The 21,423-nt window shown below is 61.3% G+C and carries 20 protein-coding genes; 8 read left to right on the top strand and 12 right to left on the bottom strand.

The window, feature by feature from the left end:
* Window positions 1-162: 162 nt before the first annotated feature.
* From ACVZUB_RS02450 to ACVZUB_RS02425, 6 genes are all read right to left on the bottom strand, one after another.
* Window positions 163-1,614 (bottom strand): catalase, encoded by a 1,452-nt coding sequence (locus ACVZUB_RS02450; RefSeq protein ID WP_003943483.1) that lies wholly within the window; start codon window positions 1,612-1,614, stop codon window positions 163-165.
* Window positions 1,615-1,645: 31 nt separating this feature from the next.
* Window positions 1,646-2,200 (bottom strand): Fur family transcriptional regulator, encoded by a 555-nt coding sequence (locus ACVZUB_RS02445; RefSeq protein ID WP_003943517.1) that lies wholly within the window; start codon window positions 2,198-2,200, stop codon window positions 1,646-1,648.
* A gap of 291 nt (window positions 2,201-2,491) precedes the next feature.
* Window positions 2,492-3,139, bottom strand: coding sequence for an acetoacetate decarboxylase family protein (locus ACVZUB_RS02440; protein WP_042922823.1), 648 nt, complete (start codon window positions 3,137-3,139; stop codon window positions 2,492-2,494).
* Entirely contained in the window at window positions 3,123-4,838 is a 1,716-nt protein-coding gene (locus ACVZUB_RS02435) for a GMC oxidoreductase (RefSeq protein ID WP_007732329.1), read from the bottom strand. The genes ACVZUB_RS02440 and ACVZUB_RS02435 overlap by 17 nt, the downstream gene beginning before the upstream one ends.
* Window positions 4,835-6,319: a flavin-containing monooxygenase gene (locus tag ACVZUB_RS02430; RefSeq protein WP_482628120.1), complete on the bottom strand. Its 1,485-nt coding sequence runs from the start codon at window positions 6,317-6,319 to the stop codon at window positions 4,835-4,837. The genes ACVZUB_RS02435 and ACVZUB_RS02430 overlap by 4 nt, the downstream gene beginning before the upstream one ends.
* On the bottom strand, window positions 6,316-6,840 hold the full coding sequence (locus tag ACVZUB_RS02425; RefSeq protein WP_202427151.1) for a TetR/AcrR family transcriptional regulator: 525 nt from the start codon (window positions 6,838-6,840) through the stop codon (window positions 6,316-6,318). Before ACVZUB_RS02425 ends, ACVZUB_RS02430 begins: the two co-directional genes overlap by 4 nt.
* Window positions 6,841-7,023: 183 nt before the next feature.
* On the opposite strand from ACVZUB_RS02425, the gene ACVZUB_RS02420 reads away from it, so the two are divergent.
* The 5 genes from ACVZUB_RS02420 (at window position 7,024) to ACVZUB_RS02400 (ending at window position 10,790) form a co-directional block, all read left to right on the top strand.
* Entirely contained in the window at window positions 7,024-7,734 is a 711-nt protein-coding gene (locus ACVZUB_RS02420; RefSeq protein ID WP_007732315.1) for a response regulator transcription factor, read from the top strand.
* 143 nt (window positions 7,735-7,877) lie between these two features.
* A complete protein-coding gene (locus tag ACVZUB_RS02415) occupies window positions 7,878-8,144 on the top strand; it encodes a response regulator transcription factor (RefSeq protein ID WP_370333094.1) in 267 nt (88 codons plus the stop codon).
* A gap of 131 nt (window positions 8,145-8,275) precedes the next feature.
* Window positions 8,276-9,343, top strand: a complete 1,068-nt coding sequence (locus ACVZUB_RS02410) for a sensor histidine kinase (RefSeq protein ID WP_058038242.1) — start codon at window positions 8,276-8,278, stop codon at window positions 9,341-9,343.
* Window positions 9,340-10,437, top strand: a complete 1,098-nt coding sequence (locus ACVZUB_RS02405; RefSeq protein ID WP_065455112.1) for a hypothetical protein — start codon at window positions 9,340-9,342, stop codon at window positions 10,435-10,437. Before ACVZUB_RS02410 ends, ACVZUB_RS02405 begins: the two co-directional genes overlap by 4 nt.
* A gap of 47 nt (window positions 10,438-10,484) precedes the next feature.
* Window positions 10,485-10,790, top strand: a complete 306-nt coding sequence (locus tag ACVZUB_RS02400) for a hypothetical protein (protein ID WP_083059317.1) — start codon at window positions 10,485-10,487, stop codon at window positions 10,788-10,790.
* A 6-nt stretch (window positions 10,791-10,796) separates the two neighbouring features.
* On the opposite strand, the gene ACVZUB_RS02395 is transcribed toward ACVZUB_RS02400, so the two are convergent.
* Genes ACVZUB_RS02395 through ACVZUB_RS02380 form a run of 4 tightly spaced genes read right to left on the bottom strand, consistent with a single transcriptional unit; the run spans window position 10,797 to window position 15,623 of the window.
* Complete coding sequence (locus tag ACVZUB_RS02395) at window positions 10,797-11,693, bottom strand: hydroxymethylglutaryl-CoA lyase (RefSeq protein WP_482628119.1); 897 nt, start codon at window positions 11,691-11,693, stop codon at window positions 10,797-10,799.
* Window positions 11,694-11,709: 16 nt separating this feature from the next.
* A complete protein-coding gene (locus tag ACVZUB_RS02390; RefSeq protein ID WP_007732303.1) occupies window positions 11,710-12,924 on the bottom strand; it encodes a CaiB/BaiF CoA transferase family protein in 1,215 nt (404 codons plus the stop codon).
* A gap of 36 nt (window positions 12,925-12,960) precedes the next feature.
* Window positions 12,961-14,727 carry a multicopper oxidase family protein gene (locus ACVZUB_RS02385; protein ID WP_482628118.1) on the bottom strand — a complete coding sequence of 589 codons (1,767 nt, stop codon included), beginning with the start codon at window positions 14,725-14,727 and terminating at the stop codon, window positions 12,961-12,963.
* A 56-nt stretch (window positions 14,728-14,783) separates the two neighbouring features.
* A complete protein-coding gene (locus tag ACVZUB_RS02380; RefSeq protein ID WP_058038239.1) occupies window positions 14,784-15,623 on the bottom strand; it encodes an alpha/beta fold hydrolase in 840 nt (279 codons plus the stop codon).
* Window positions 15,624-15,688: 65 nt separating this feature from the next.
* On the opposite strand from ACVZUB_RS02380, the gene ACVZUB_RS02375 reads away from it, so the two are divergent.
* Window positions 15,689-16,465 (top strand): TetR/AcrR family transcriptional regulator, encoded by a 777-nt coding sequence (locus tag ACVZUB_RS02375; RefSeq protein ID WP_058038238.1) that lies wholly within the window; start codon window positions 15,689-15,691, stop codon window positions 16,463-16,465.
* Window positions 16,466-16,514: 49 nt separating this feature from the next.
* Window positions 16,515-17,819: an HNH endonuclease signature motif containing protein gene (locus ACVZUB_RS02370; protein ID WP_482628117.1), complete on the top strand. Its 1,305-nt coding sequence runs from the start codon at window positions 16,515-16,517 to the stop codon at window positions 17,817-17,819.
* Between the two features lie 88 nt (window positions 17,820-17,907).
* On the opposite strand, the gene ACVZUB_RS02365 is transcribed toward ACVZUB_RS02370, so the two are convergent.
* Together ACVZUB_RS02365 and ACVZUB_RS02360 are read right to left on the bottom strand one after the other, a co-directional pair.
* Complete coding sequence (locus tag ACVZUB_RS02365; RefSeq protein WP_081557256.1) at window positions 17,908-18,840, bottom strand: oxygenase MpaB family protein; 933 nt, start codon at window positions 18,838-18,840, stop codon at window positions 17,908-17,910.
* 1 nt (window position 18,841) lies between these two features.
* Window positions 18,842-20,623: an acyl-CoA dehydrogenase family protein gene (locus ACVZUB_RS02360; protein WP_063315199.1), complete on the bottom strand. Its 1,782-nt coding sequence runs from the start codon at window positions 20,621-20,623 to the stop codon at window positions 18,842-18,844.
* A gap of 149 nt (window positions 20,624-20,772) precedes the next feature.
* On the opposite strand from ACVZUB_RS02360, the gene ACVZUB_RS02355 reads away from it, so the two are divergent.
* Window positions 20,773-21,423, top strand: coding sequence for a TetR/AcrR family transcriptional regulator (locus ACVZUB_RS02355; RefSeq protein WP_007731498.1), 651 nt, complete (start codon window positions 20,773-20,775; stop codon window positions 21,421-21,423).

The following is a 21,423-nucleotide window of genomic DNA, read 5'->3' as shown; positions in this document are numbered from 1 at the left end:
GGGGTGTCGTCATGGAGTCAGTCGTTGTATTCCTTCTCGCATGCTTCGTCTATTGGTTTGCGCTTCTGTAGTTGGGTAGACGGAAACGGACCGCTGCCGGGAAGTGATTTCCCTTGCAGCGGTCCGCATTCGGTAGACCTAAGCGATGCTCATGTCAGCGGGTCACTGACCTGCGCGTACACCTTCTTCGACGCGCTTGCCCAAATCTGCGTCGACGTTCTTCCAGTACTCGAAGACACGCAACAGAACTTCCTCACTGACGCCGGCAAGGGCGTGGCCGACGATGTTGCTCACCAGGCGCTCACGAGCTGCGTCGTCGAGAACTTCACGGACCAGCGTTCCGGCCTGCGTGAAGTCGCCGTCCTCGGCGTGCTCGATGTATCCGGCGCGCACTGCCTTGCCGTCGAACGCCCACAGTCCTTCGTCACCGGCAACCGACGGATCGGCATGCGGTCCGCCGTACGAGTTCGGTGCGTACACCGGCGTCGACGGGGAATTGAAGCTGTAACGCATGGCGCCCTCCTTGGAGTAGGAGTTCACCTCGTTCTTCGGGGCATTGACCGGCAGGTCGGCGTAGTTGGTGCCGATGCGGTAACGATGTGCGTCGGCGTAGGAGAAGACGCGGCCGAGAAGCATCTTGTCCGGGCTGAATCCGATGCCGGGCACCACGTTCGACGGCTCGAACGAAGCCTGCTCGATCTGCGCGAAGAAGTTCTCCGGGTTGCGGTTGAGCGTCCACTTGCCGACCTCGATCAGTGGGTAGTCCTTCTGGGACCAGACCTTGGTGAGGTCGAACGGGTTGAAGCGGTAGCCTTCGGCCTCGTCGACCGGCATGATCTGAACCTTGAGTGTCCAGCTCGGGAAATTACCGGCCTCGATGGCGTTGTACAGATCCGCGCGGTGGTAGTCGGGATCGCTACCGGCGAGGCTGTCTGCTTCGGCCTGCGTCAGGAACTCGATGCCCTGATCGGTCTTGAAGTGGTACTTCACCCAGAAGCGTTCACCCGCAGCGTTGACCCACTGGTAGGTGTGCGATCCGAAGCCGTCCATGTTGCGCCAGGTCTTCGGGATACCGCGGTCACCCATCAGCCAGGTCACCTGGTGAGCGGTCTCGGGACGCAGAGTCCAGAAGTCCCACTGCATGTCGTGGTCACGAAGACCGGAGCCGGGCAGTCGCTTCTGCGAACGAATGAAGTCGGGGAACTTGATGGCGTCCTTGATGAAGAACACCGGGGTGTTGTTGCCGACGAGGTCGTAGTTTCCCTCTTCGGTGTAGAACTTCATCGCGAAACCGCGCGGATCGCGCCAGGTGTCCGGGCTGCCCTGCTCACCGGCGACGGTGGAGAAGCGGACGAGGGACTCGGTCTTCTTACCCGGCTGCAGGAACGCGGCCTTGGTGTACTTGCTGACGTCGTGTGTGATGACGAGTTCACCGAAAGCGCCGCCGCCCTTGGCGTGGACGATGCGCTCCGGGACACGCTCGCGGTTGAACTGCGCGAGCTTCTCGATCAGGTAGTGGTCGTGAAGGAGCACCGGCCCCTGAATACCCGCGGTCAGCGATTCGTCATCACTTGCGACCGCGATACCGAAATTGTTGGTGGTGGGCTTGGTCATGGCGAAGCCTCCTAGCGTTGTGGGCTGGGCGTCAGAGGAGCGGGGCTGCATCCGAGTCGAACGCATGGGCTGCATGCGAGGTGGCTGACTCGGAGGTTCTGGACGCATCAATTCGATTCTGCGAGACCGCGTCCGACTCGGTGTCGGATTCGGCAGAATTCTTCAGGCAATCTTCGCAACGGCCCCAGAACACGACCTCGGCTTCGTCGATTTCGAAGCCGTGATTATCGGAAGGTTCGAGGCAGGGAGCTTGGCCGACAACACAATCGACGTCGACGACCTTGCCGCAGCCGCGACAGACGAGGTGATGGTGGTTGTCACCAGTCCTCGTCTCGAACCGTGCGGGCGAACCCGCCGGCTCGATGCGTCGCAGCAATCCTGCGTTCACGCATGCCTTCAGCACGTCGTAAACGGCCTGTGTGGATACCGATCCGAGCTGCTGCCGCACGAGTGCTGCAACAGAATCGGCGTCTGAATGCGGTTGGGCTGTAACCGCATCCAGCACGGCGAGGCGCGGAGCAGTGACCCTCAACCCGACGGCGCGCAATTGCGCTCGGGGGTCGAAGTCATGCTCTCCGTCTCGCATGTTTCCCAGTATGCCGCTTTTCTGGAATTAGTCAAGAAAAGGATTGCCTAAGTTGAATCGAGACCGGTGTCACATATCAAGGACGGGAACAAATCCGGGGAGACCGCCGTTGAACACCCTGTCGGCGTCCGAACAAGCCCCGGGCCCCACCCCTTTTGTCGCTGCGAGCGACCACCCGCCGAGAGGCGCCTGTGGGACGTCGACACCTGACTTTCACACCACACCACACGACCAAGGCCGCCCGGTCACTGACGGGCGGCCTTGGTCGCTTTTTCTCAGGTCAAACCCCCGCTACCGATGCTTGGCCGCTCCCGTAGTCATTTTTCCGCCCAGAATCACGACGCCGTGATGGGTGCCCGCAGCAAGCCAGTCCGGCAGGGTCTGCCCCTCTGCCTCGACGCCCACGCGCGCGTATCGGAACGATCCCGTCAGCCTTGCCGACGCGATCGCCAGACCTCCACCGGACTCCGGCTGCGCAAATCCCAACGCCCCGGCAATCGGCAGACGCGGCCCGAGCATCCGCGTATCCGAACGCACCCGCCAACCGTCGCCGGTTGCAGTGAATTTCTGCTGCACGTCTCCGTCGAACTCGGCCAGAACCTTGGGTAGTTGCCAGTGGACTCGCCCACCGTGCACCGACGGTTCCGAATCCACCGCGATGAAAGGGACCGCCATCCGCGGCATAGGCCCGATCCGTTTCCCTGGCGCATGCAAGACCGGACTGGCGAGGATCTCGCGATACGGGCCGACCGGCGAATCGAGGTAGTCCACCATCATGGCCACCGTCATCGGAATCGTTCGACCATCCGGGCCGAGCTCCCGCGCCGCCGACGTACTGCGGTGCCACCACAGTGTCGCGCGAACGCGAGCCGGCCACGGCGGCGGATCACTCACCGGCCAGTCGACGCGGTCACTTGTCGATTCAGGCACGCTCCACATCGGACACCTTCTCAGCTCGAATGGTCAGGGGAAGCCGCAAAGCGCCTGGTGCATGCGTCGGCACCACCGGATCGGACGGCAAAGTCGGATCGATACGTACGTATGGCTCGCCGGTCTTCGGGCGGGCGTCCGCGCCACCCTTGTTCGGCCACATCGCGCACGCTCGTTCCGCCTGCGCAGTGATGGTCAGGGAAGGATTCACTCCGAGATTTGCGCTCACCACCGAACCGTCCATGACGTGCAGTCCCTCGTGACCGTATGCACGCAGATACGGATCGACGACGCCACTCGACGCGCTGTCACCGATCGCGCAGCCACCCAGAAAGTGTGCCGTCATCGGGATGTTCACGATCTCGGCGATGGAACCACCCGGGTCGCCGTCGATCTTCTCGGCGACCTTGCGAATGGCTGTATGACCCTGCGGAATCCACTGAGGAGGTGGATCGCCCGGTCCCGGTCTACTGGTGAGGGAGCGCCCGAATCGTTTGGTGTTCTTGGAAAGTTCGAGGGAGTTGTCGTCGGTCTGCATCACCAGCGCGATGACGGTTCGCTCGGACCAGTTCCGTACCGACAACGACCGCAAGAACGCTCCTGGGTGTCGGGCCGCGACTGCCAGAGTCTTCAGCACCCGGGGAGTTCGCCCACCGCCGTCACTCAGGACGGTCTGCAGAAGTCCTATTGCATTGCTGCCCTTGCCGTATCGCACCGGCTCGATGTGCGTGTGATCATCCGGGTGAAAGGACGACGTGATGGCTACGCCCTGCGTGAAGTTCCGTCGACGCGACTTCGACGTTGCGGCCAGTACGGCTTCGGAATTGGTACGTACGACGGTGCCGAGAGTATCCGACAGGCCCGGCAGGGCACCGGATTCCTTCATACCGAGCAGCAGTCTCGCCGTTCCGTACGTTCCGGCGGCAACCACCACCTGATCGGCGGTGAACCGAACTTCTCGCCGGCGGACGCCGTCCGTTCGCCTCGCGAGCAGGCGGTAACCACCGCTTGCCGCCGGCCGAAGGTCGGTGACGGTCGTGAGCGGATGAACCCTGGCGCCCGCTTGCTCGGCGAGATGGAGGTAGTTCTTGACCAGCGTGTTCTTCGCACCGACTCGGCAACCGGTCATACATCCCCCGCATTCCGTGCAACCTGTGCGTTCGGGTCCTTTTCCGCCGAAGAACGGGTCCGGCACGGAAACTCCTGCCTCCCCGAAGAAAACCCCGACGGGGGTGGACGTGAAGGTCTCCCCCACGCCCATCTCTTCGGCTACGTCCTTCATCACCGCATCGGCAGGAGTGAAGGACGGATTGGTGCGAACACCCAACATCCGTTTGGCCTGGTCGTAGTACGGCGCCAGTTCGTCGTGCCAGTCAGTGATGTGCGCCCACTGACGGTCTTCGAAGAACCGATTGGGTGGCTGATACAACGTGTTGGCGTAGTTCAACGACCCACCTCCGACGCCGGCCCCCGCCATCACGAGCACATCCGGAAGAAGATGGATGCGCTGAACCCCATAACATCCGATCCACGGCGCCCACAGGTACTTTCGAAGTCTCCAACTGGTTTCAGGCAACTCGTCGTCGGCAAACCGTCGACCGGCTTCGAGCACCCCGACGCGGTAGCCCTTCTCCGTCAGGCGAAGAGCGGCGACACTGCCACCGAATCCCGAACCGATAACCACCACGTCGTAGTGCGTCGCGGTCATGCCTCGACGCTTTCGATCTTGCGAGCGGAGTAGTTCTCCCGATCGAAATGCTCCAGCAGCGAACGGAATTTGAAAGTGAACGTCGGCCACTGCACCGAGTTGCGCCCCTCCGGATCGATGTACCAACTCGAGCATCCGCCCTTGTTCCACACCGTGTGCTGCAACTCGTGCTGAATTCCCTTGTTGTAGTGCACCTGCACCGTCTCGTTCACGTCGAGGGCATCGATCCGCTCTCGCTTCATGGTGTTCAAGGCGTCGTTGACGTACTCGGCCTGGGACTCGAGCATGTACACGATCGAACTGTGTCCGAGGTTGGTGTTCGGACCGTACATGAGGAACAGATTCGGGAACCCGCTGACCGCAGTACCCTTGTACGCGTTGGGGCTACCGTTCCAATGTGCGGCCAGCGTCTCGCCACGTTTTCCGGTGATCAGATGCGCAACAGGCGGTTCCGTCGGCGTGAACCCCGTGGCGAAGATGATGGTGTCGACCTTGTGCTCGACGCCGCTTCCGTCGACCACTCCGTTTTCGGTGACCGAGACGAGCCCACTGTCGACCAGGCTCACGTCCGCGCGGTCAAGGGTGCGCAACCAGTCGTTGGACAGAAGCATGCGCTTGCAACCGATCGTGAAATCGGGAGTCAGTTTCCGGCGCAACTCCGGATCTTTCACCTGTCTGCGCAGATGAAGGCGCGCGGCCGCCTCGAAGGCAGGCAGCACCCACGTCGCGTGCGACATCGCGGCACCGAGTAGCTCGCGGAAGCCGTAAACCCACCCTCGAATCACCTTCTGTGTAAAGGGAATCCGCGAGTACACGGCCTTCTGTGCAGCAGGCAGGGTGCGATCCATCCGCGGAATCACCCAGGCCGGAGTTCGCTGGAACACGGTGACATGGGCAGCAGGGTCGGCAATTTCGGGAACGAACTGAACCGCCGACGCTCCCGTTCCGATCACGGCTACGCGCTCACCACGCAGTTCGTGTTCGTGGTTCCACGTCGCCGAATGGAAAGTGGTCCCCGAGAATTGGTCGAGACCGGGGAAATCCGGGATCTTGGGCGTCGACAACGCTCCGGTCGCGGCGACCAGAGCTTTGGCCGTCAACGACCCTCGAGATGTCCGAATACGCCACAGCGCCGCATCCTCGTCCCACACAGCAGCTTCGAGTTCGCAGTTCAGGACTACGCGTTCCACGACGCCGGTGTCTGCGGCCACCTTCTTCAGATAGTTGTAGATCTCGGGTTGACGAGCAAAGGTATGACTCCAATCGGCGCTCGGCGCAAAAGAATACGAGTACAACGCCGTCGGCACGTCACAGGCACAGCCTGGATAGGTGTTGTCGCGCCAAGTGCCGCCGATGTCAGCTCCACGCTCGATCAACACGACGTCTGCAGCGCGGTTGTCGCGAAGCATTCTGGCGGCCAAGCCCATACCGGCAAATCCGGCACCGACGATCAGCGTTTCGACATGTTCGGGAAGCTTCACTTCTTCTCCACTCGGGATTGCCAGGCCGGCAACAGTCGCGCTCTGAGCGCGTCGTCGGCTTCGGATGTACGAAACAGGGCTGAGACGGCAAGCCCACGAACGAGTTCGATGGTGAGTTCGACCGACTCGGAATCGAACCGATCACCGAACAACTCGGCGCTGCCGAACTCGAGCGCCTCACTCACCTTGCGTTCGAGGGGCACCGTCGCCGCATGCAGAACGGGATCGGTCCGCGCCGCGACCCACAATTCGAGGGCGGCATAGAACAGCGGCCCGGAGAACGCGTCCGACAGGACCTCGAGGCCTCGACCACGATCCACTTCAGCGGTGAGGATTTCTTCCAGCCGCTTGTCGACCAGATACTCGACGGCCGCAACGACCAGCGATTCCTTGGTCGGAAAATGATGCAGTTGCGTACCCCGCGAGACGCCTGCGCGGCGGGCGATCTCTTGCGTGCTGGTCCGTGCGTAGCCCAGCTCGACCAACGATTCGACGGCGGCGTCGAGGAGGCGCCCGCGCATCGCCGCTGTACGTTCGGCCTGGGTACGGCTTACTTTCGCATCGGAAGTGGTCTCGGTCACAAGACAACTGTAGAGCCGAAACGTAAAACAGTCCAGGCTGACTTCAAATCTTGACACGTAACATACCGGTCAGTCAGCTCTGCCTGATAACGTCCTCGCATCGAGCGGAGGGAAACAATCGCTATGCCAGAGCAAACAGCATTTCCACACCGCCGTGTCGGGTTGGTGGAAGACCACGAGTCGGTAGCAATCGGCGTGTCCGTGATGCTCGAGGACGAGCCGGACCTCGAATTGGTGTGCATCGCGACCACTGTGTCCGAGATGCTCGCTCAGAACGTCGCCTTGGATCTGGCAATCCTCGACCTCCGGCTGGCCGACGGTTCATCGCCCAAGAGCAATGTCGAGCAACTGCGGGCCGCCGGGCTCGAGACATTGATCTTCACCGGGGCGGAAAACCCGTACCTCGTTCGCTCGGCCGCCCGTGCCGGCGTACTGGGTGTTGTACGCAAGTCCGAACCGACTGCCGTCGTGGTTGATGCGATACGCGCCGCCGCGTCGGGAAGGCAGGTGGTGACGACAGAGTGGGCTGCCGCAATCGACGGGGATCCAGGTCTCGACGAAGTGGGTCTGAGCCCTCGACAACTCGAGGTCCTCGAACTTTACGCATCCGGAGAGAAGGCGGATCGAGTTGCGCGACTCACCGGTTTGGCGCCGCAGACGGTTAACGACTACCTCCAGCGCATCAGGCAGAAATATGCGGCTGTCGGACGACCCGCACCGACAAAAACGGATTTGTACAAACGCGCGGTCGAAGACGGGGTGTTACCAATTCCTGAACGGCCTACTTCCGGAAAAAAGCTGACTTTGACTAACAATGAGGTTCGGCAACAATAACTCTCTTAGCGCTGCCCCTGAAAATATGGGCAGAGGAATTGATGTCTGGGAAAAATTTCCCTCTTCGAATTACATTCATCTGACAAGAAGACGGCACTGTCGGGGGTCTGTCATTCCGCTACAGAGAAGTAAGGACGAAACTCATGACAGTCACTGTGGAAAACTGCATGGCACAGGATCCCGTCGGACCGCACCTTTCGGAGCGCGAAATCGAGGTTCTCAGGGAATGGCTACTGAGTGATTCGAAGTCACGCGTTGCTCAAAACCTCTACATCAGCGTGGGAACGGTGGGGACCCACCTGTCGCGGATTCGCGAGAAGTATGCCGACGTTGGAAGGAACGCACCGACGAAATGCGAATTACTCGTGCGAGCGATACAAGATCAGATAGTGACGATCGACGAACTCTGATCGACAGAGTTGCTTTCGACAAAACAGCCAGTGCTTCTGACGAAATTCTGAGGCTCTTCGGCCGCTTCATCGGCGCCGGCTATGTCTGCTATTTGATATTGCTTGCCCCTGCGATTGCAGAAGCCACCACGATGTCTGCGTCGTGGTGGACTCCACTGGCGGTGGTCACGACTTTCGGTAGTGGGCTGGCGCTGGGAGCATCGACGTTCCACGCCGACACCCGATGGGTGAAACGAACTGCGAGCGCAAATGCGGTTCTCTACGTCGTAGTCATCCTCCTGTGGTGGCCGGCGTGGAATGGTGACCACGTCACAGATTTCACCTTGTGGATTTCCAATTTCCCCGGCGTCGCCAGCCTTGCTGCCGCTGCAGCTTGGCGACCGGCCGCTGCCGTCGTGCACCTTTTCGTAGTGGCAACACTCGCACAGTTGACCAATCACATAATCCGGACGAGTCCCACGACGCACCTGTTGGTTCCCGACCTCGCCTTCGCCTGGACATTTTGCGCGGTTTTCGTAGCAGCGGCCGTCATGGCCTTGCGAACCGGACGAGTACTGGATGCGACCATCGCCACCACTCATGCCGCTGCCGCCGGCGCCGCCGCGGCCGAGGCCAAATCCGTCGAACGCGAGAGATTCGACGCACTCATCCACGACACCGTGATGTCGACTCTGCTCGCTGCTTCGAGAAACGATGCCGATCCCTCGGTCGTCGCTCAGGCGCGAACGACGGTGGCAAGACTCGACGAACTGCGCTCCGGAACCGACCACGAGACGAGTTTCGACTTCGACGGAATCCTCGCTCAGTTGCGTTCAGCCGCTTCGGAAGTGGACGAAAACATCACGTTCGAGACCGCCCTCTCCGACGGGTCTGATCCGAGCGGATACGCACCCGACTCGATTCGTGCGATGGCCGGTGCGATGGCCGAGGCACTGCGCAACAGCGTCAAACACGCAGGAAGCAGTGCACGGCGTTCGGTCACGGTCACGGCAACCGCCACCCACCTCGAAGTAGTCGTCACCGACGACGGCGTCGGCTTCGATCCGAGCTCCGTCGAGACGCATCGCCTCGGAATCACTGTCAGCATCCGCGGCAGAATGCGTCAACTCGACGGCGGATCGGCAACCATTCGATCGTCACCCGGCCGCGGCACTTCGGTGACTCTGACGTTGAGCTTGCCCGTAGCGGTGATGACATGACCAGACCGGACGGACGAGATGTCCGCGATCTTCTCGGCATGCACAGCCGTGCTGCTCGATTCATGGCTGCATGCTTCGCGCTCACCTGCGTGATCTCGGTCGCCTACACGTCGTCCGACGTCCGCGCAGTCTGGCCGATGATCTTGGCAATTATCGTGTGCTCGACTGCGGCTTTCACACTCGTTCTGAGCAGAGGCGACCCGATGCCGCTGGGGCAGAGCGTTCTGGTGTCTCTGACCGGCGCCGTCACGAGCGGCCTGGTGTTGTCAGTGGTTCCAGTCCCCGTCAACGACATGACTCAACTCTGGATGTTCGGGATGTCGACGGCAGTCTTCACCTTCATGTGCGTTCGTGGGCGTACAGCACTCGCGTGGCTCGGGCTTGGACTCATGGTGTTGGTGACCGCCATCTGGTCCTCCACCACCGGCCAGGGGGCCATGTACGGAGTGTCGTTGACGGTCATCAACGCGGGCCCTGTTCTGATGTCGACATTCTTCGCATACACCATCCGTCCTCAAGCCAGGGTTATCTACGAACTTCGTGAGCAGTCCACCCAACGAATTGCCTCCGCATCCGCCAGTGCTGCGATTCTCGAGGAACGCGACGCGCAACTCGACAGGCTCGATGTCCTTGCACGCCCGCTCCTCGAACGGGTCGCTTCCGGGGTTCCACTGACAACCACCGAGCGGCAAGAATGCGAACTCCTCGAGGCGCAACTCCGAGATTCACTGAGGGCGACAGGCTTACAACAAACAGATGTCATCGATGCTGTGCGTGCCGCTCGAAACCGCGGCGTCGAAGTGGTCCTGCTCGACGACCACGGAATGGATGGCGCGAACCCCGACGTGCGCGACCGAATCCACTCGAGCATCGTCCGGGAACTCACCGCGATCACGCGAGGAAAAGTGACCATACGGATCCTTCCACCTCGGCGTACCGCTATGGCCACGATGCTGGTCGATACTGAAGACGTTCGACGAATCGAGTTCGATCACAACGGAATGCAGCTGCTACGGCAGGGGGACCGGGGAGAGCTCGGCACCTCGTCCATGTCCGTCGATCCGACTACAGACAGCGCCGTCGAACCCGAATAGCTTTCGAGGAGAGTGAGATTCACCGGGTCGATCACCAGGAGAAATGAATGATCTTCGAACTGCGTCCAACGCATGTCGCACGTGCCCTCGCCGCACTGTGTGCCCTTCCGATTCTGTGGACCTTCGCAGTAGAGGGAATCACCACGACAACGGAATACGACTACAGCACGGGCGAAGTGTCCTCGTCGAGCGACCTGGGCTCTCAGATCGGAAGCGTCGTGATCTGGATCGTCCTCGCGATCGCATTTGCCGCCGGTGCCTGGTATCTGGAGAAGCAGCGCATCGGTTGGCCGCCGGCGGCGCACGAGCAGCTGGTCAGACTGCAGCTGGCATCACCCAACCGAGAAGAGTAAAGGTCCCTACCGCTTCCGATCGCCGGCGCGGAGAAGATTACTGGGAACCGTATGGCCCACTATCTCCTCTGCAACGGCAGCGGCACGAATGCTCGCATCCAGGTCGATACCCGTCGCAATGCCCATGTCTTCGAGCATGTAGACCAGTTCCTCCGTCGCGATGTTGCCACTGGCACCGGGAGCGAACGGACAACCGCCGAGACCTCCGGTGGACGCGTCGAGGTTTCGAACACCGTGCTGCACAGCCGCAAACGCGCAAGTAAGACCAGCGCCACGCGTGTTGTGGAAGTGCGCACCCAAGCCGAAGTCACCTACTCTTTCGCCCACAGCGTCGATCAATCGTCCGACACGTCCCGGCGTGGCAGTGCCGATGGTATCTGCGATCGAGAACTGATCAGCACCGAGCTCCTTGGCCTGCTCCGCAATCCGCAGAACACGATCCGGGTCGGTTGGACCGTCGAACGGACAGTCCCAGGCTGTGGCCACGATGACCTCCACCCGTCCTCCGGCGTCGTGGACGATCCTGACGACCTCTCCGATACGTTCGGTCGCTTGCTCCGTCGTCGACCGAGTGTTGGCCTCGCTGTGGCCATTCGATGCCGACACAACATATTCGACGGTTTTCATTCCTGCGGCGACGGCCCGTTTCGCTCCACCGATTCCGGCGACCAATGCCGAGAACTCGATGCCGGGCCACTGGTGCAGTTCTGCGGCCAACAATTCCGCGTCGGCCAACGCCGGCACAGCGCGCGGTGAGACGAACGACGTCGCCTCGATACGCGAAACACCCGTCGCAGCCAGAGCGTCGACAAGACGAAGTTTCTCCGCCAGCGACACCGGGTCTTCGATCTGCAACCCGTCCCGTGGTCCGACTTCACGAATACTGACTGCTGGAATACCCACGCCAGGTACCGACATGTCAGATCACGCCCTTCATCTTCAGTTCTGCCTGCTCGTCGTCCGAGAGTCCGAGGAGCCCGCCCCACACCGAGGAGTTGTCGTGACCCGGCGCCGACGCTCCCGCGTTGCGCACGGATCCGGGTGTCTCACTGAAGGTAGGCACGACGCCCAAGCCGAGGACGTTTTCACCGATCCGCTCGTCGTAGTGGTCGACGAGCATCCCCCGCTCGATCAGCTGCGGATCCTTGACGACATCTTCAACCGTATTGATCGGCCCGGCAACAACTCCCACTTCGGTGAGGCGTTCCACCAGGCTGGTGGGATCTTGGAGCGCGACCCAGGCGCTGATCAGTTCGTCGAGCTCGTCCTGATGTTTGCCACGGGCAACATGATTGGAGAAGCGGTCGTCATGCGCTAGTTCCGGTCGCCCCATGATGGTGCACAGACGCACGAAGAGCGTATCCTGATTGGCTGCGATCACCACCCAGTTTCCTTCAGAGGTCTGATAGATGTTGGACGGCGCAATACCCTCCAATCTCGTTCCCGAGGGCTGCCGGATGATCCCGCCCCGATCGTAATCCGGGATCGTGGATTCCTGCACCGCCAGACAGGATTCCGTGAGGGCAACGTCGACCACCTGACCACGGCCGGTCCGCTCTCGTGAGAGCAACGCCGCCAGCACTCCCTGAACGGCGAACATCCCGCCGAGAGAATCTCCGAGCGAAAGGGCAATACGCGGAGGCGCCTGCCCTGGATAACCGTTCAGATGCCGAAATCCGCTGACCGCTTCGGCAACCGAGGCGTAGCCGGCGCTCTTGGCTTGCGGTCCGCTCTGCCCGTAACCGGATACCCTGGCCAACACCAACTTCGGATTGCGCGCACTGAGAACGTCGAATCCCAGGCCCCACTTCTCGAGGGTGCCCGGCCGGAAGTTCTCGACCACCACATCGGCATGTTCGATCAGATTCAGAAACAGGTCTCGTCCCGCGTCGACGCGAAGGTCCAACGTCACACACCGCTTGTTGCGGGCGTGAACCGTCCAGAAGAATCGATGACCGTCCTGCTCGGCCTGACCCCAGGTACGAAGCGGGTCCGGGCGGTCCGGCGATTCGATCTTGATCACGTCGGCGCCCATGTCGCCGAGCAGTTTCCCGGCGAAGGGCCCGGCGATCAAGGTTCCGAGTTCAATCACCCGATATCCGTCCAGGGGCCCGGTGGGCGCACCTTCCGACACAGCTGCCTCCTCTGGGAACTTTTCTCCCCTTGAAGGCTACGTCACCACCCGATATCGCAACATCATGTCGTGGTCTTCGTGATCGAGCATGTGGCAGTGCCAGACGTACCCCTGCAGGTCCCCCATACCGGCTTGTCCGTGTGCCGAGTGGTCTGCCATGGAACCTCTCGCGAAAGTTGCATCCGGATCGAAGCCCAACTCGTCGGCCGTCGGAAAGCGCACGATCACGCGGGTGATCGAGTTGGCATCCACGATGACAGTGTCCTTCTCCCACGTTTCCCACACTTCGGGAGGCCGCAGCGAAGAGGTCACAAATTCCTCGGCCGACGGCGTCCACCGGACCCCCAAGTCAGGCACCGGATACCGCTGCATCAGTGCTGCAGTGTCGAGGCTTTGGCGTCCCACAACGCGGAACGCCACCAAGTGCAGATGAATCGGATGTGGTTCCGTGGTGATGTTGATCAGATTCCATTGCTCGACGGCTCCCTGACGTGGCAGTTCGATATCCGAATCGGTGAACCTCAAATTGTTGAGCGACATGGTGATCGACGGGTAATCCGAGGGACGCGACAGCTGCATGATCGTGAGATTTCGCACCACATCCGGGGACGCCGGTTCGGCAGCAACGGAATTCAGCTGCTGCGGGATCGAGCCGGTGAATCCCTTTGCGCTGCCCACGTCGAACCGACAGAAGACCGGCATCACCTGCGTGCCGCGTTGCGCCACCGCAAGGGGTACCGGTTCGTCGTTGCGCAATTCCACCGTCGTGCCCGGCTCGAGCATACTGAAGTCGACAAGCAGATCAGCGCGCTCACCCGGACTCAACCGAACGTGATCCGTCGGCGCCGGGGCGGCCAGTAAACCGCCTTCGGACCCGATCACCCAGAACCGCATACGATTTGCGAAGTGCAGATTCCACACCGAATAGGTTGCGGCATTGAGCAGTCGCAATCGGTACAGCCCGCGAGCCACCTCCACTTTCGGCCACACGACGCCGTTCACTACACCCACGTCACCGGGAGTCGCCGGATCCCAGGAACCCTGCGGAGTGAGCCACGTGGAACGGACACTCTGTTGACCGTCGGAGGTGAAGACCTTGTCCTGCAGAATCATCGGAAGCTCGAACTCACCGGACGGCAAGCCGAGAGAATTCCCGGCGGCGCCCGTGTCAACGTCGTCACGGAGAAAATACATCCCGACCAATCCGGCGTAGACGTTGAGGCGCGTCATTCCCATGGCGTGATCGTGGTACCAGAGATTGCCGGCGGCACGACCATTCGTGTATTCGTGGACCAAACCTTCGCCCGGACGCTGGATCAACTCCGGATGTCCGTCGAACTGTGGTGCAGTAACTCCCCCGTGCAGGTGAAGCGAGGTGGGGACCTGTGTGCGGTCGAGGTTGCTGCCGCCGTGCAGACCCGGATCGACATCCGCGGCAAGCGGATACGCAGAAATGTCGTTGGCATATCGGACTGTGACGAGCTGATCGACGTGAGCTTCGATGGTGGGGCCGAGATAATCCATTCCGCCGTAACCCAGCGACGGCGACGACGGTAGGTCCGGATGGAAACGGTGCATCGACGAAGCCGCGCGAAGCTCCAGGTTGCCACCCGAAATGCCCGGCAGGACAGGAAGGGTCTCCCGAAACGGTTCCAGCCGGGGTGACGGAAGTTGGAACGGGCGCAGTGGATCGACATCAGGTGGTCGAGCCGTCGCTGATCCAGCGGACAACGCGCTCAGACCGGCCAGCAGGCCAAGCCCTTGAACAAACGATCGGCGACGGATCTTGTGTGACTCGTCCACTCACGACCCCCTCACGCTGACGGCATCCGGAGCGGGTTACCCGTGTGCCCGCACGGTCAAACACCGACCACCTTCTCCAACCAGGGTTTGAGAATGGGTAGAACATGAGTCGGTTGCATTGCCTGCGTGTGATCCAGACCGTCGAGTACCTCGATATCCCACCCTGCCGACCGAACGGCGTCGAGGTCGAGATCGGCCGGCGCGACCCGTACCCCACCCCATCGGTCACCGTATTCGATGACGTCTCGCGAACCGACGAAACACATTCGCGGACAAAGGATGCGCCCTTGAATCGTTCGATCGTCGAATTCACCAAGTGCGCGGTACAGCGTCACGAACTGCCGGGTCTGCGCTCCGGTCAACGCAATGTCGATGGAGTTCCAATCGAATTCGTCTGATGATGCTGTGGGCTGTGATGTGCGCTGGGGCGGTTCACTCGCCATGCGGTGTGTAGCTTCGGTAACCTGGAGCATCGCCTTGTACGGCCCATCCACCGGCGGGAAACCACCCATGACCAGTGCGGTCAGACGATCGGTGCGCAGCGCCAACTGCAATCCGCACAGTGCCAGCCAGGAGTATCCGTAGTAGGCGAACTGGTCGATCCCAGCCGAATTCGCCACAGCCAGAATGTCGGACGCGATGTTGTCGGGAGTGAGCGTGTCCGGAGCGGGCGACGCCATCCGGTGCCCTTCGTAGTCGAAGGCAACCACAGTGAAGTTCGACGCCAACCCTTCCATGAATGTTCGACCGAGCGAGGGGTCAACGCCCCAGGCACGAAGTTCGTCCGCCTTGATGCCGGTAGCCGAAATCGGATTCACGGGTATCAGCACGGCGGGGCCATGTCCGAGAACCTCGACCTCGATAGTTGTCCCGTCGTGAAGTCTTGCCTCAACCATGCCCACTCCCAAATCTTTACACTGTAAAGTAATTAAGAATAGCGCGACTCCACGAAAGCGACAGGATGAACAAACAGGCAGGCCGACGCGATATCGCACGCACGATTTCACTTCTGTGGCGTCAACCCGAGGCGCCTTCCGGCCGCCGAGGACCGAAGCCCGCGCTGTCCACTGACACAGTCGTTGACGCCGCGATCGAAGTCGCCGACGCCAACCCCACGACACCGTTGTCGATGCGCATGATCGGCGACCACCTCGGCCGCACTGCGATGTCGTTGTACACCTACATACCGGGAAAGGACGAACTGCTGGACCTGATGTACGACCGGGTGCATGCCGAGCTACCGCCGATCGCAGACACCGGCGACTGGCGCATGGCACTCTCCGACTGGGCCGCCGCACTCTTCGCCCTAAATACACGCCATCCGTGGACATTGGATGTCTCGTTGGCGCGCCCCGTCCTAGGTCCGCACGAGCAGGCAGGGCTCGAATCACTCCTGTCCATTCTCTACTCCACAAGTCTCGATGCTCCGACCATCCGCAGATCGGTGAGCATGCTTTTCCATTTCATCCGGGGGTCCGCGCGGACCTTAGCTGAGATCCGGAGCGCCTCGACCATCGGAGATTCCGAATCTCATTGGTGGGCAGAGTCTTCTGCTGCACTGGCCGATGCTGCACCGGATTTCGCGGACGACTTCCCCCACACGATGCAGTTGGGTCGGGAGGCCCCACCGGTACCGGGCGGCGACTTCTATCTCGAACGAGAAACCGAAGAGTCATTTACTCAGGGCCTACAGATCCTCCTTGACGGTATCGAATCGAGGATTCGAAAACACTCTTGACTCGAACGCATGTTCGAGTATGATTTGGGGAGGGGATCGGGGGGGTTCAATGAGTGTCTTGTTGTCGGACGTGGTGTCTGGTTCTGCGGTGGGGTTACGCGGACGGTTGTGGCAGTTGACTGCTGCCGAGTTGCGCGCTGCTGCGGTGTCGGCGAGTGCGGAGATTCTGCGCCTGGAAGCCGTTCGTGTGACGGTGGTGGACGAGTTGTCGTTGCGCCCGGATGATCAGGTGATTGCCAGCCGCGGTGTGGGGTCCTGGTTGGCGGCCAACACGATGCTGCAGGTTCGGGACGGGAAGAAGATCGCCGCGTTGGGTGCGGCTTTGCGGCCGTTTCCGGCGGTGGCGGCTCGGTTCGATGGCGGGGATTGCTCCTTCGATCATGCCGTGTTGATCGTGGCGTTCTGTGAATCACCACCGAAGGGGATGCCGGAGGAGGCGCTCCCGAAGTGCATCGATTTGTTGCTCGCTGCTGCGTCGGGTGTGGAGGCGACGACGACGAAGGTGCGGAACGTGATCGCGACCTTGGAGCGGTTGTTCGAATCCGATGAGATCCCGCCCGCCGAAGATGTCGACCGGAACGAGTTGCGGATCGCCTCGACATTGAACGGTCGGGTGGTGGTGCGCGGCGATTTCGACGCCCTCACCGGCGAAATGCTGCTCTCCGCGTTGTCGAATCTGACGATGCCCACCCCGGCACCGGACGGAACCCCCGACGCCCGGTCGGCAGCGAAGCGGACCGCGGACGGGTTCACCGAACTGATCCGCCGGTACCTCGACTGCGCCAAAACCGGCAAAGACGGTGGCCAACGTCCGCACGTGAACGTGCACATCAATGCCCATGATCTCGCTGAGCATCGAGACTGCGCCGCCACACCCTCCACTGCTGATGGTGAAGAGTCTCTGTCGGATCTTGATGTCGGGCACATGCCCTGGCTCGGGCCACTCTCGGTGTCGCAGACCAGGCTTCTCGGGTGTGATTGTTTCCTGTCGACCGTTCTGCTCGACGATCACGGCGCGCCCTTGGATGCGCAACCAGGAAAGAGGTTGGTCACCGCCGAACAACGGACTGCGTTGATTGCCCGCGACAGAGGCTGCGCCTTCCCGGGCTGCACATGCGTGCCCGCCTGGACTGATGCGCACCATATCCGGCACTGGGCAAACGGTGGCCCGACGGTGATGAACAACCTGGTCCTGCTGTGCCGTTCACATCACCGGCTGATGCACCGCAAATCCGGGTTCGTCGGGAAATGGGAAATCCGAATAGGAGTCGACAACAAACCCTGGTTCATCCCGCCGCCCTCGATCGACCCCGGGCAGCAACCGCGCCCAGCGAACACCACATTCAAAACCTGAGAACGAACCTCAGGCACAACAGAACACGGCCGAGCACCGCATCGAAGGGATCCCCCCGATGCGGTGCCAACAGGCCGTGGCGAACCCGTCAGACGGCCTGCGCAACCTTGGCGGCTCGCGGGAATCGCTCCCGAATCTCCGCTGGCGTGACAACTCTCGGGTCCAGGGGTTGCTCGTCACGCAGGTGGCGCTCCAACACCTTGCCCGTCATCGGCGCAATGACTTTCAGAGCAGTGGTCATGTTCTTCGGTGAACTACCCAACCGGACTGCCGTTCGCACCGCGGGCGCAATTGCTCTGTCCAACAACGCTGGCTGATCGAACCCACCCATCGTTCGCATCCAGCCGGGCAAAGTCGCGATAGTGGCCGGCGCGACCAATCGGCTGAATGTCGCGAACTTCGTCTTCCCCTGCGCTCTCGGTGTTCTCAACAAGTAGTGCATCGCCCGGTTGGCACGCTCGGAGGTACACAATCTGGGCCTGACTTCAGCGAAGTACTCACGTACCTCGTCTCGGGAGCGTGGAACGTCGGAGGTCTTGCATGTCTGTAGTTCGGCAGCGATCACGCATTCTTCCCAGTACCGCTGCTCTTCGACAGCTGAAAGCGGGCCCGGCCCATACATCTCGTAGCACTTGAGCACCGAATGCCAACCCGTCACGTGGATCCAGAGTTGTGACGCCGGATTGTTTGCGCTGTAACGAGTTCCGGTGATCGGTTCAACGCCCGTAGCCTGAGCATGAACTGTCATGAGGTGGTCGGACAGCGCCAGTGCTGTCCGCCCGTCGGCAGTGGCGACGGTCAGGAAGTACGCCAAGGTTCGGTCGAGTCGCCCGGCCGGATCGCTGTAAATCCCGCTCATGTCTGCCACTGCGGCAGCCAAGAAGGGGTCGAAGTGCTCGAGCACCACCGACCGCTGGAACCCGATCAGCGCTGTCGGCGCGGCCCAGATCTTCCAACTGGGTGATCCTGGGCCGAAGAAGCCGTAATCCTCACGCGGTCGATTCATCGTCAGTTCAGACATTTCATTCCTCCCCGTTCGTTGAGCCGGCACCGTTCATTTCGTAGGCACCAGACAAGGCGACTACTTGCTGCCAGACGTACTCGAATCGCTCCGCCGCGAACGTGGGGCGCCGAATAGATGCCAGTGCCAACCGTTGCTGATCTTCACTGGCGCTGGGTTTTCCGTACAACTCCACCGCTGCAGCACTGAAGTCGCGGACCAGGACATCGAAGATCTGATCCAGCACCCCACCGCTCCGCTGCCCCTCGTCCAATCCCAAGATCTCGGCTTGTTCGAGGATCAACTGGCCGTAGACGACGAGGGTGAAGAGTTCGGTGATCGCCAGGCCGAAGTCCAAGTCGACCTGCTGCGCCGCATCCGGTGCAGCTTCGGCCAAAAGGGTCACGAGCGCTTCTGCCTGCTCCATGAACAGTGCAACGTTGGGAACATCCGCGAACTTCGCGTACACCGCTCGCCAGTCGTCGAATCGAACCTTCGACAACCCCCGTGCCGGGCCCTGACGGAACAGGAACTCGTCGTCGGCTGCATCGTTGCGCGTCGGAATCGCCGGAAATGACTCGGGGGCAAAGAGGTACGCCGGCATGAACTTGGCGATCAGGGCGAGATTGACGGCGACGGTCCCCTCGAGCTTGGGCAGCCCGTCGACATCCATCTTGGCCACCGCGAGGTAGCTGTCCTTCTCGAAGCCCTTTGCCGCAGCGATGTCGGAGAGCAGTCCGATCACCTTCTGTGCCTCGGTTGTCACCTTCATCTTGGTGACGGGATTGAACAAGAGGTAGCGGCGGTCCTCGGGCGATGCGGTGCGGAAGTAGTCCACCGCACGATCCGAGAAGAGCCTCATCGCCAGCAGGCGCGCGTACGCGTCGACGAATTCACGTCGTACGTGTGGGAACGCCGTGACGGGATTGCCGAACAGGATTCGATTGTGCGCGTGGGTAATCGTCTCGTACAAGGTATGAGTCGACATACCGATTCCGCCGAAGCACAGGTTGAACTTTCCGATGTTCACGGTGTTGAGTGCGGCACTGAATGCTGCCTCGCCGGTATGCAGGATATCCTCTGCCGCAACGGGATAGTCGACGAGTGAGAACTCCGCTACGTACATCTGGGCCGGAACGATGTTCTTCACCACGGTGAATGCCGGATGGTCCGAGTCGGCGTAAAAGAAGACGTACTGATCAGTGCCCTCCACTCCGTCGACACGGCCGAAGACAGAGACCGTGTTGGCGCAGTTGCCATTTCCGATGTAGTACTTCGAACCGCTGGCCAGGTACCCGCCGCTGCCGTTGGGCGTCAAGACCATGTCCGTGGAGTAGACGTCCGCGCCATGCTCTTTCTCGGACAGTCCGAATGCCGCAACGCCTCCGGAAGCCAAAGCGGAAGCTGCTCGCGCCCTTGCCGTCTCGTTGTCGCTCTGCCACACCGGCCCGAGACCGAGGATGGTCACCTGCCACGGGTACCAGTAGTTGAGTCCGTAGAAGCCGAGGATCTCGGACAGCGCGGCGATACGACTGGTATCCCAGCGCTTGTCAGAGTCGCCACCACTGTCGCGGGCGGGCGTCAGAAATGTGGCGAACAGACCTTCCTTCGCCGCGAAATCGAGGAAATCGGAGTAGAAGATCTTGTCGTGATAGTCGGCCAGGAGTCGGTTCTTTCCACGCGCCTCGAACCAGTCGACGGTCGCGCCCAGCAGTCTCCGCGTGGTCGCGTCGAACTCCGGCCGATCGTACGTGGAGGGATGGAGCAGCAGATCATTCGGCACTAAAGAGGTCGACGCTGTCATAGCGGTTGTTCTCCTCGAGATCTCGGCAGAGGCGCCTCACTGAGCACCATTCGAATACAACGCCACCGTAACAATTGCAGACGATGAATACAACGGTTGCGTATTATTCACGAAGAAGTGGCAGGCAGATTAGGGTGAGAGCGGAGGTGATGCACACGATGACCAGGTCACAAGCTGACGCAACGGATACACCGCGGCGCAAGTACGCCCCTCGCATGGCGCCGGAGCAACGTCGCGAGCAGCTCCTCGACGCAGCATTCGAGGTCACCGGCCGCGTTGGCCTGCACAACCTCAGCATGGAATCCGTCGCTGCCGAAGCCGGTGTCGGCAAGCCCGTCCTCTACACGATTTTCGATACCAGGACCGATCTCGTCGCTGCACTGCTGCGCCGCGAGCACGAGCGAGCCATCGCTCAGGTGCTCGAAACCATGCCGACAGATCTGAGCGAACTCGGCCCAGCGGCGTCGTACACCGGGACCGTCGGCGCCTTCGTCGACGCCGTACTGGAGAACCCGACGCGCTGGCGCCTGATTCTGACGTCTGTCGAGAACGCCCCCAGCGAGTATCACGGCTTGTTGAAGCTCTCTCGCGGAGCTGTCTTCGCCCGCGCCGAAGAACTGGCCCGCGCCGGGATTGCCCTCGAGTCGAAGCTCGAAGGCCTTGATCCGGTTCTCCTCGCACACACCATGATGTCGTTCGCCGAAATGCTCGGACGACTGGCCGTCAGTGATCCCGAAACCTATACCCGAGAACGACTTTCCAGTTTTGCCGTGGCTCTCGCACAATCGGTCGGGCGTTAG

This window comes from Rhodococcus sp. OS5 (assembly GCF_056837585.1).
The sequence above is the reverse complement of the archived record's forward strand: the minus strand, read 5'-3'. Positions and strand labels throughout refer to the sequence as shown.

Bases quoted from the DNA above. Each gene is read 5' to 3' on its own strand.
- ACVZUB_RS02380 (WP_058038239.1), bottom strand. From the start codon at position 15,623: ATGGTTGAGGCAAGACTTCACGACGGGACAACTATCGAGGTCGAGGTT.
- ACVZUB_RS02370 (WP_482628117.1), top strand. From the start codon at position 16,515: ATGAGTGTCTTGTTGTCGGACGTGGTGTCTGGTTCTGCGGTGGGGTTA.
- ACVZUB_RS02435 (WP_007732329.1), bottom strand. From the start codon at position 4,838: ATGACCGCGACGCACTACGACGTGGTGGTTATCGGTTCGGGATTCGGT.
- ACVZUB_RS02410 (WP_058038242.1), top strand. From the start codon at position 8,276: ATGTCTGCGTCGTGGTGGACTCCACTGGCGGTGGTCACGACTTTCGGT.
- ACVZUB_RS02405 (WP_065455112.1), top strand. From the start codon at position 9,340: ATGACCAGACCGGACGGACGAGATGTCCGCGATCTTCTCGGCATGCAC.
- ACVZUB_RS02400 (WP_083059317.1), top strand. From the start codon at position 10,485: ATGATCTTCGAACTGCGTCCAACGCATGTCGCACGTGCCCTCGCCGCA.
- ACVZUB_RS02425 (WP_202427151.1), bottom strand. From the start codon at position 6,840: ATGCGCGGGCGCCTCCTCGACGCCGCCGTCGAATCGTTGGTCGAGCTG.
- ACVZUB_RS02355 (WP_007731498.1), top strand. From the start codon at position 20,773: ATGCACACGATGACCAGGTCACAAGCTGACGCAACGGATACACCGCGG.
- ACVZUB_RS02365 (WP_081557256.1), bottom strand. From the start codon at position 18,840: ATGTCTGAACTGACGATGAATCGACCGCGTGAGGATTACGGCTTCTTC.
- ACVZUB_RS02360 (WP_063315199.1), bottom strand. From the start codon at position 20,623: ATGACAGCGTCGACCTCTTTAGTGCCGAATGATCTGCTGCTCCATCCC.
- ACVZUB_RS02440 (WP_042922823.1), bottom strand. From the start codon at position 3,139: ATGTGGAGCGTGCCTGAATCGACAAGTGACCGCGTCGACTGGCCGGTG.
- ACVZUB_RS02415 (WP_370333094.1), top strand. From the start codon at position 7,878: ATGACAGTCACTGTGGAAAACTGCATGGCACAGGATCCCGTCGGACCG.
- ACVZUB_RS02445 (WP_003943517.1), bottom strand. From the start codon at position 2,200: ATGCGAGACGGAGAGCATGACTTCGACCCCCGAGCGCAATTGCGCGCC.
- ACVZUB_RS02450 (WP_003943483.1), bottom strand. From the start codon at position 1,614: ATGACCAAGCCCACCACCAACAATTTCGGTATCGCGGTCGCAAGTGAT.
- ACVZUB_RS02375 (WP_058038238.1), top strand. From the start codon at position 15,689: ATGAACAAACAGGCAGGCCGACGCGATATCGCACGCACGATTTCACTT.
- ACVZUB_RS02420 (WP_007732315.1), top strand. From the start codon at position 7,024: ATGCCAGAGCAAACAGCATTTCCACACCGCCGTGTCGGGTTGGTGGAA.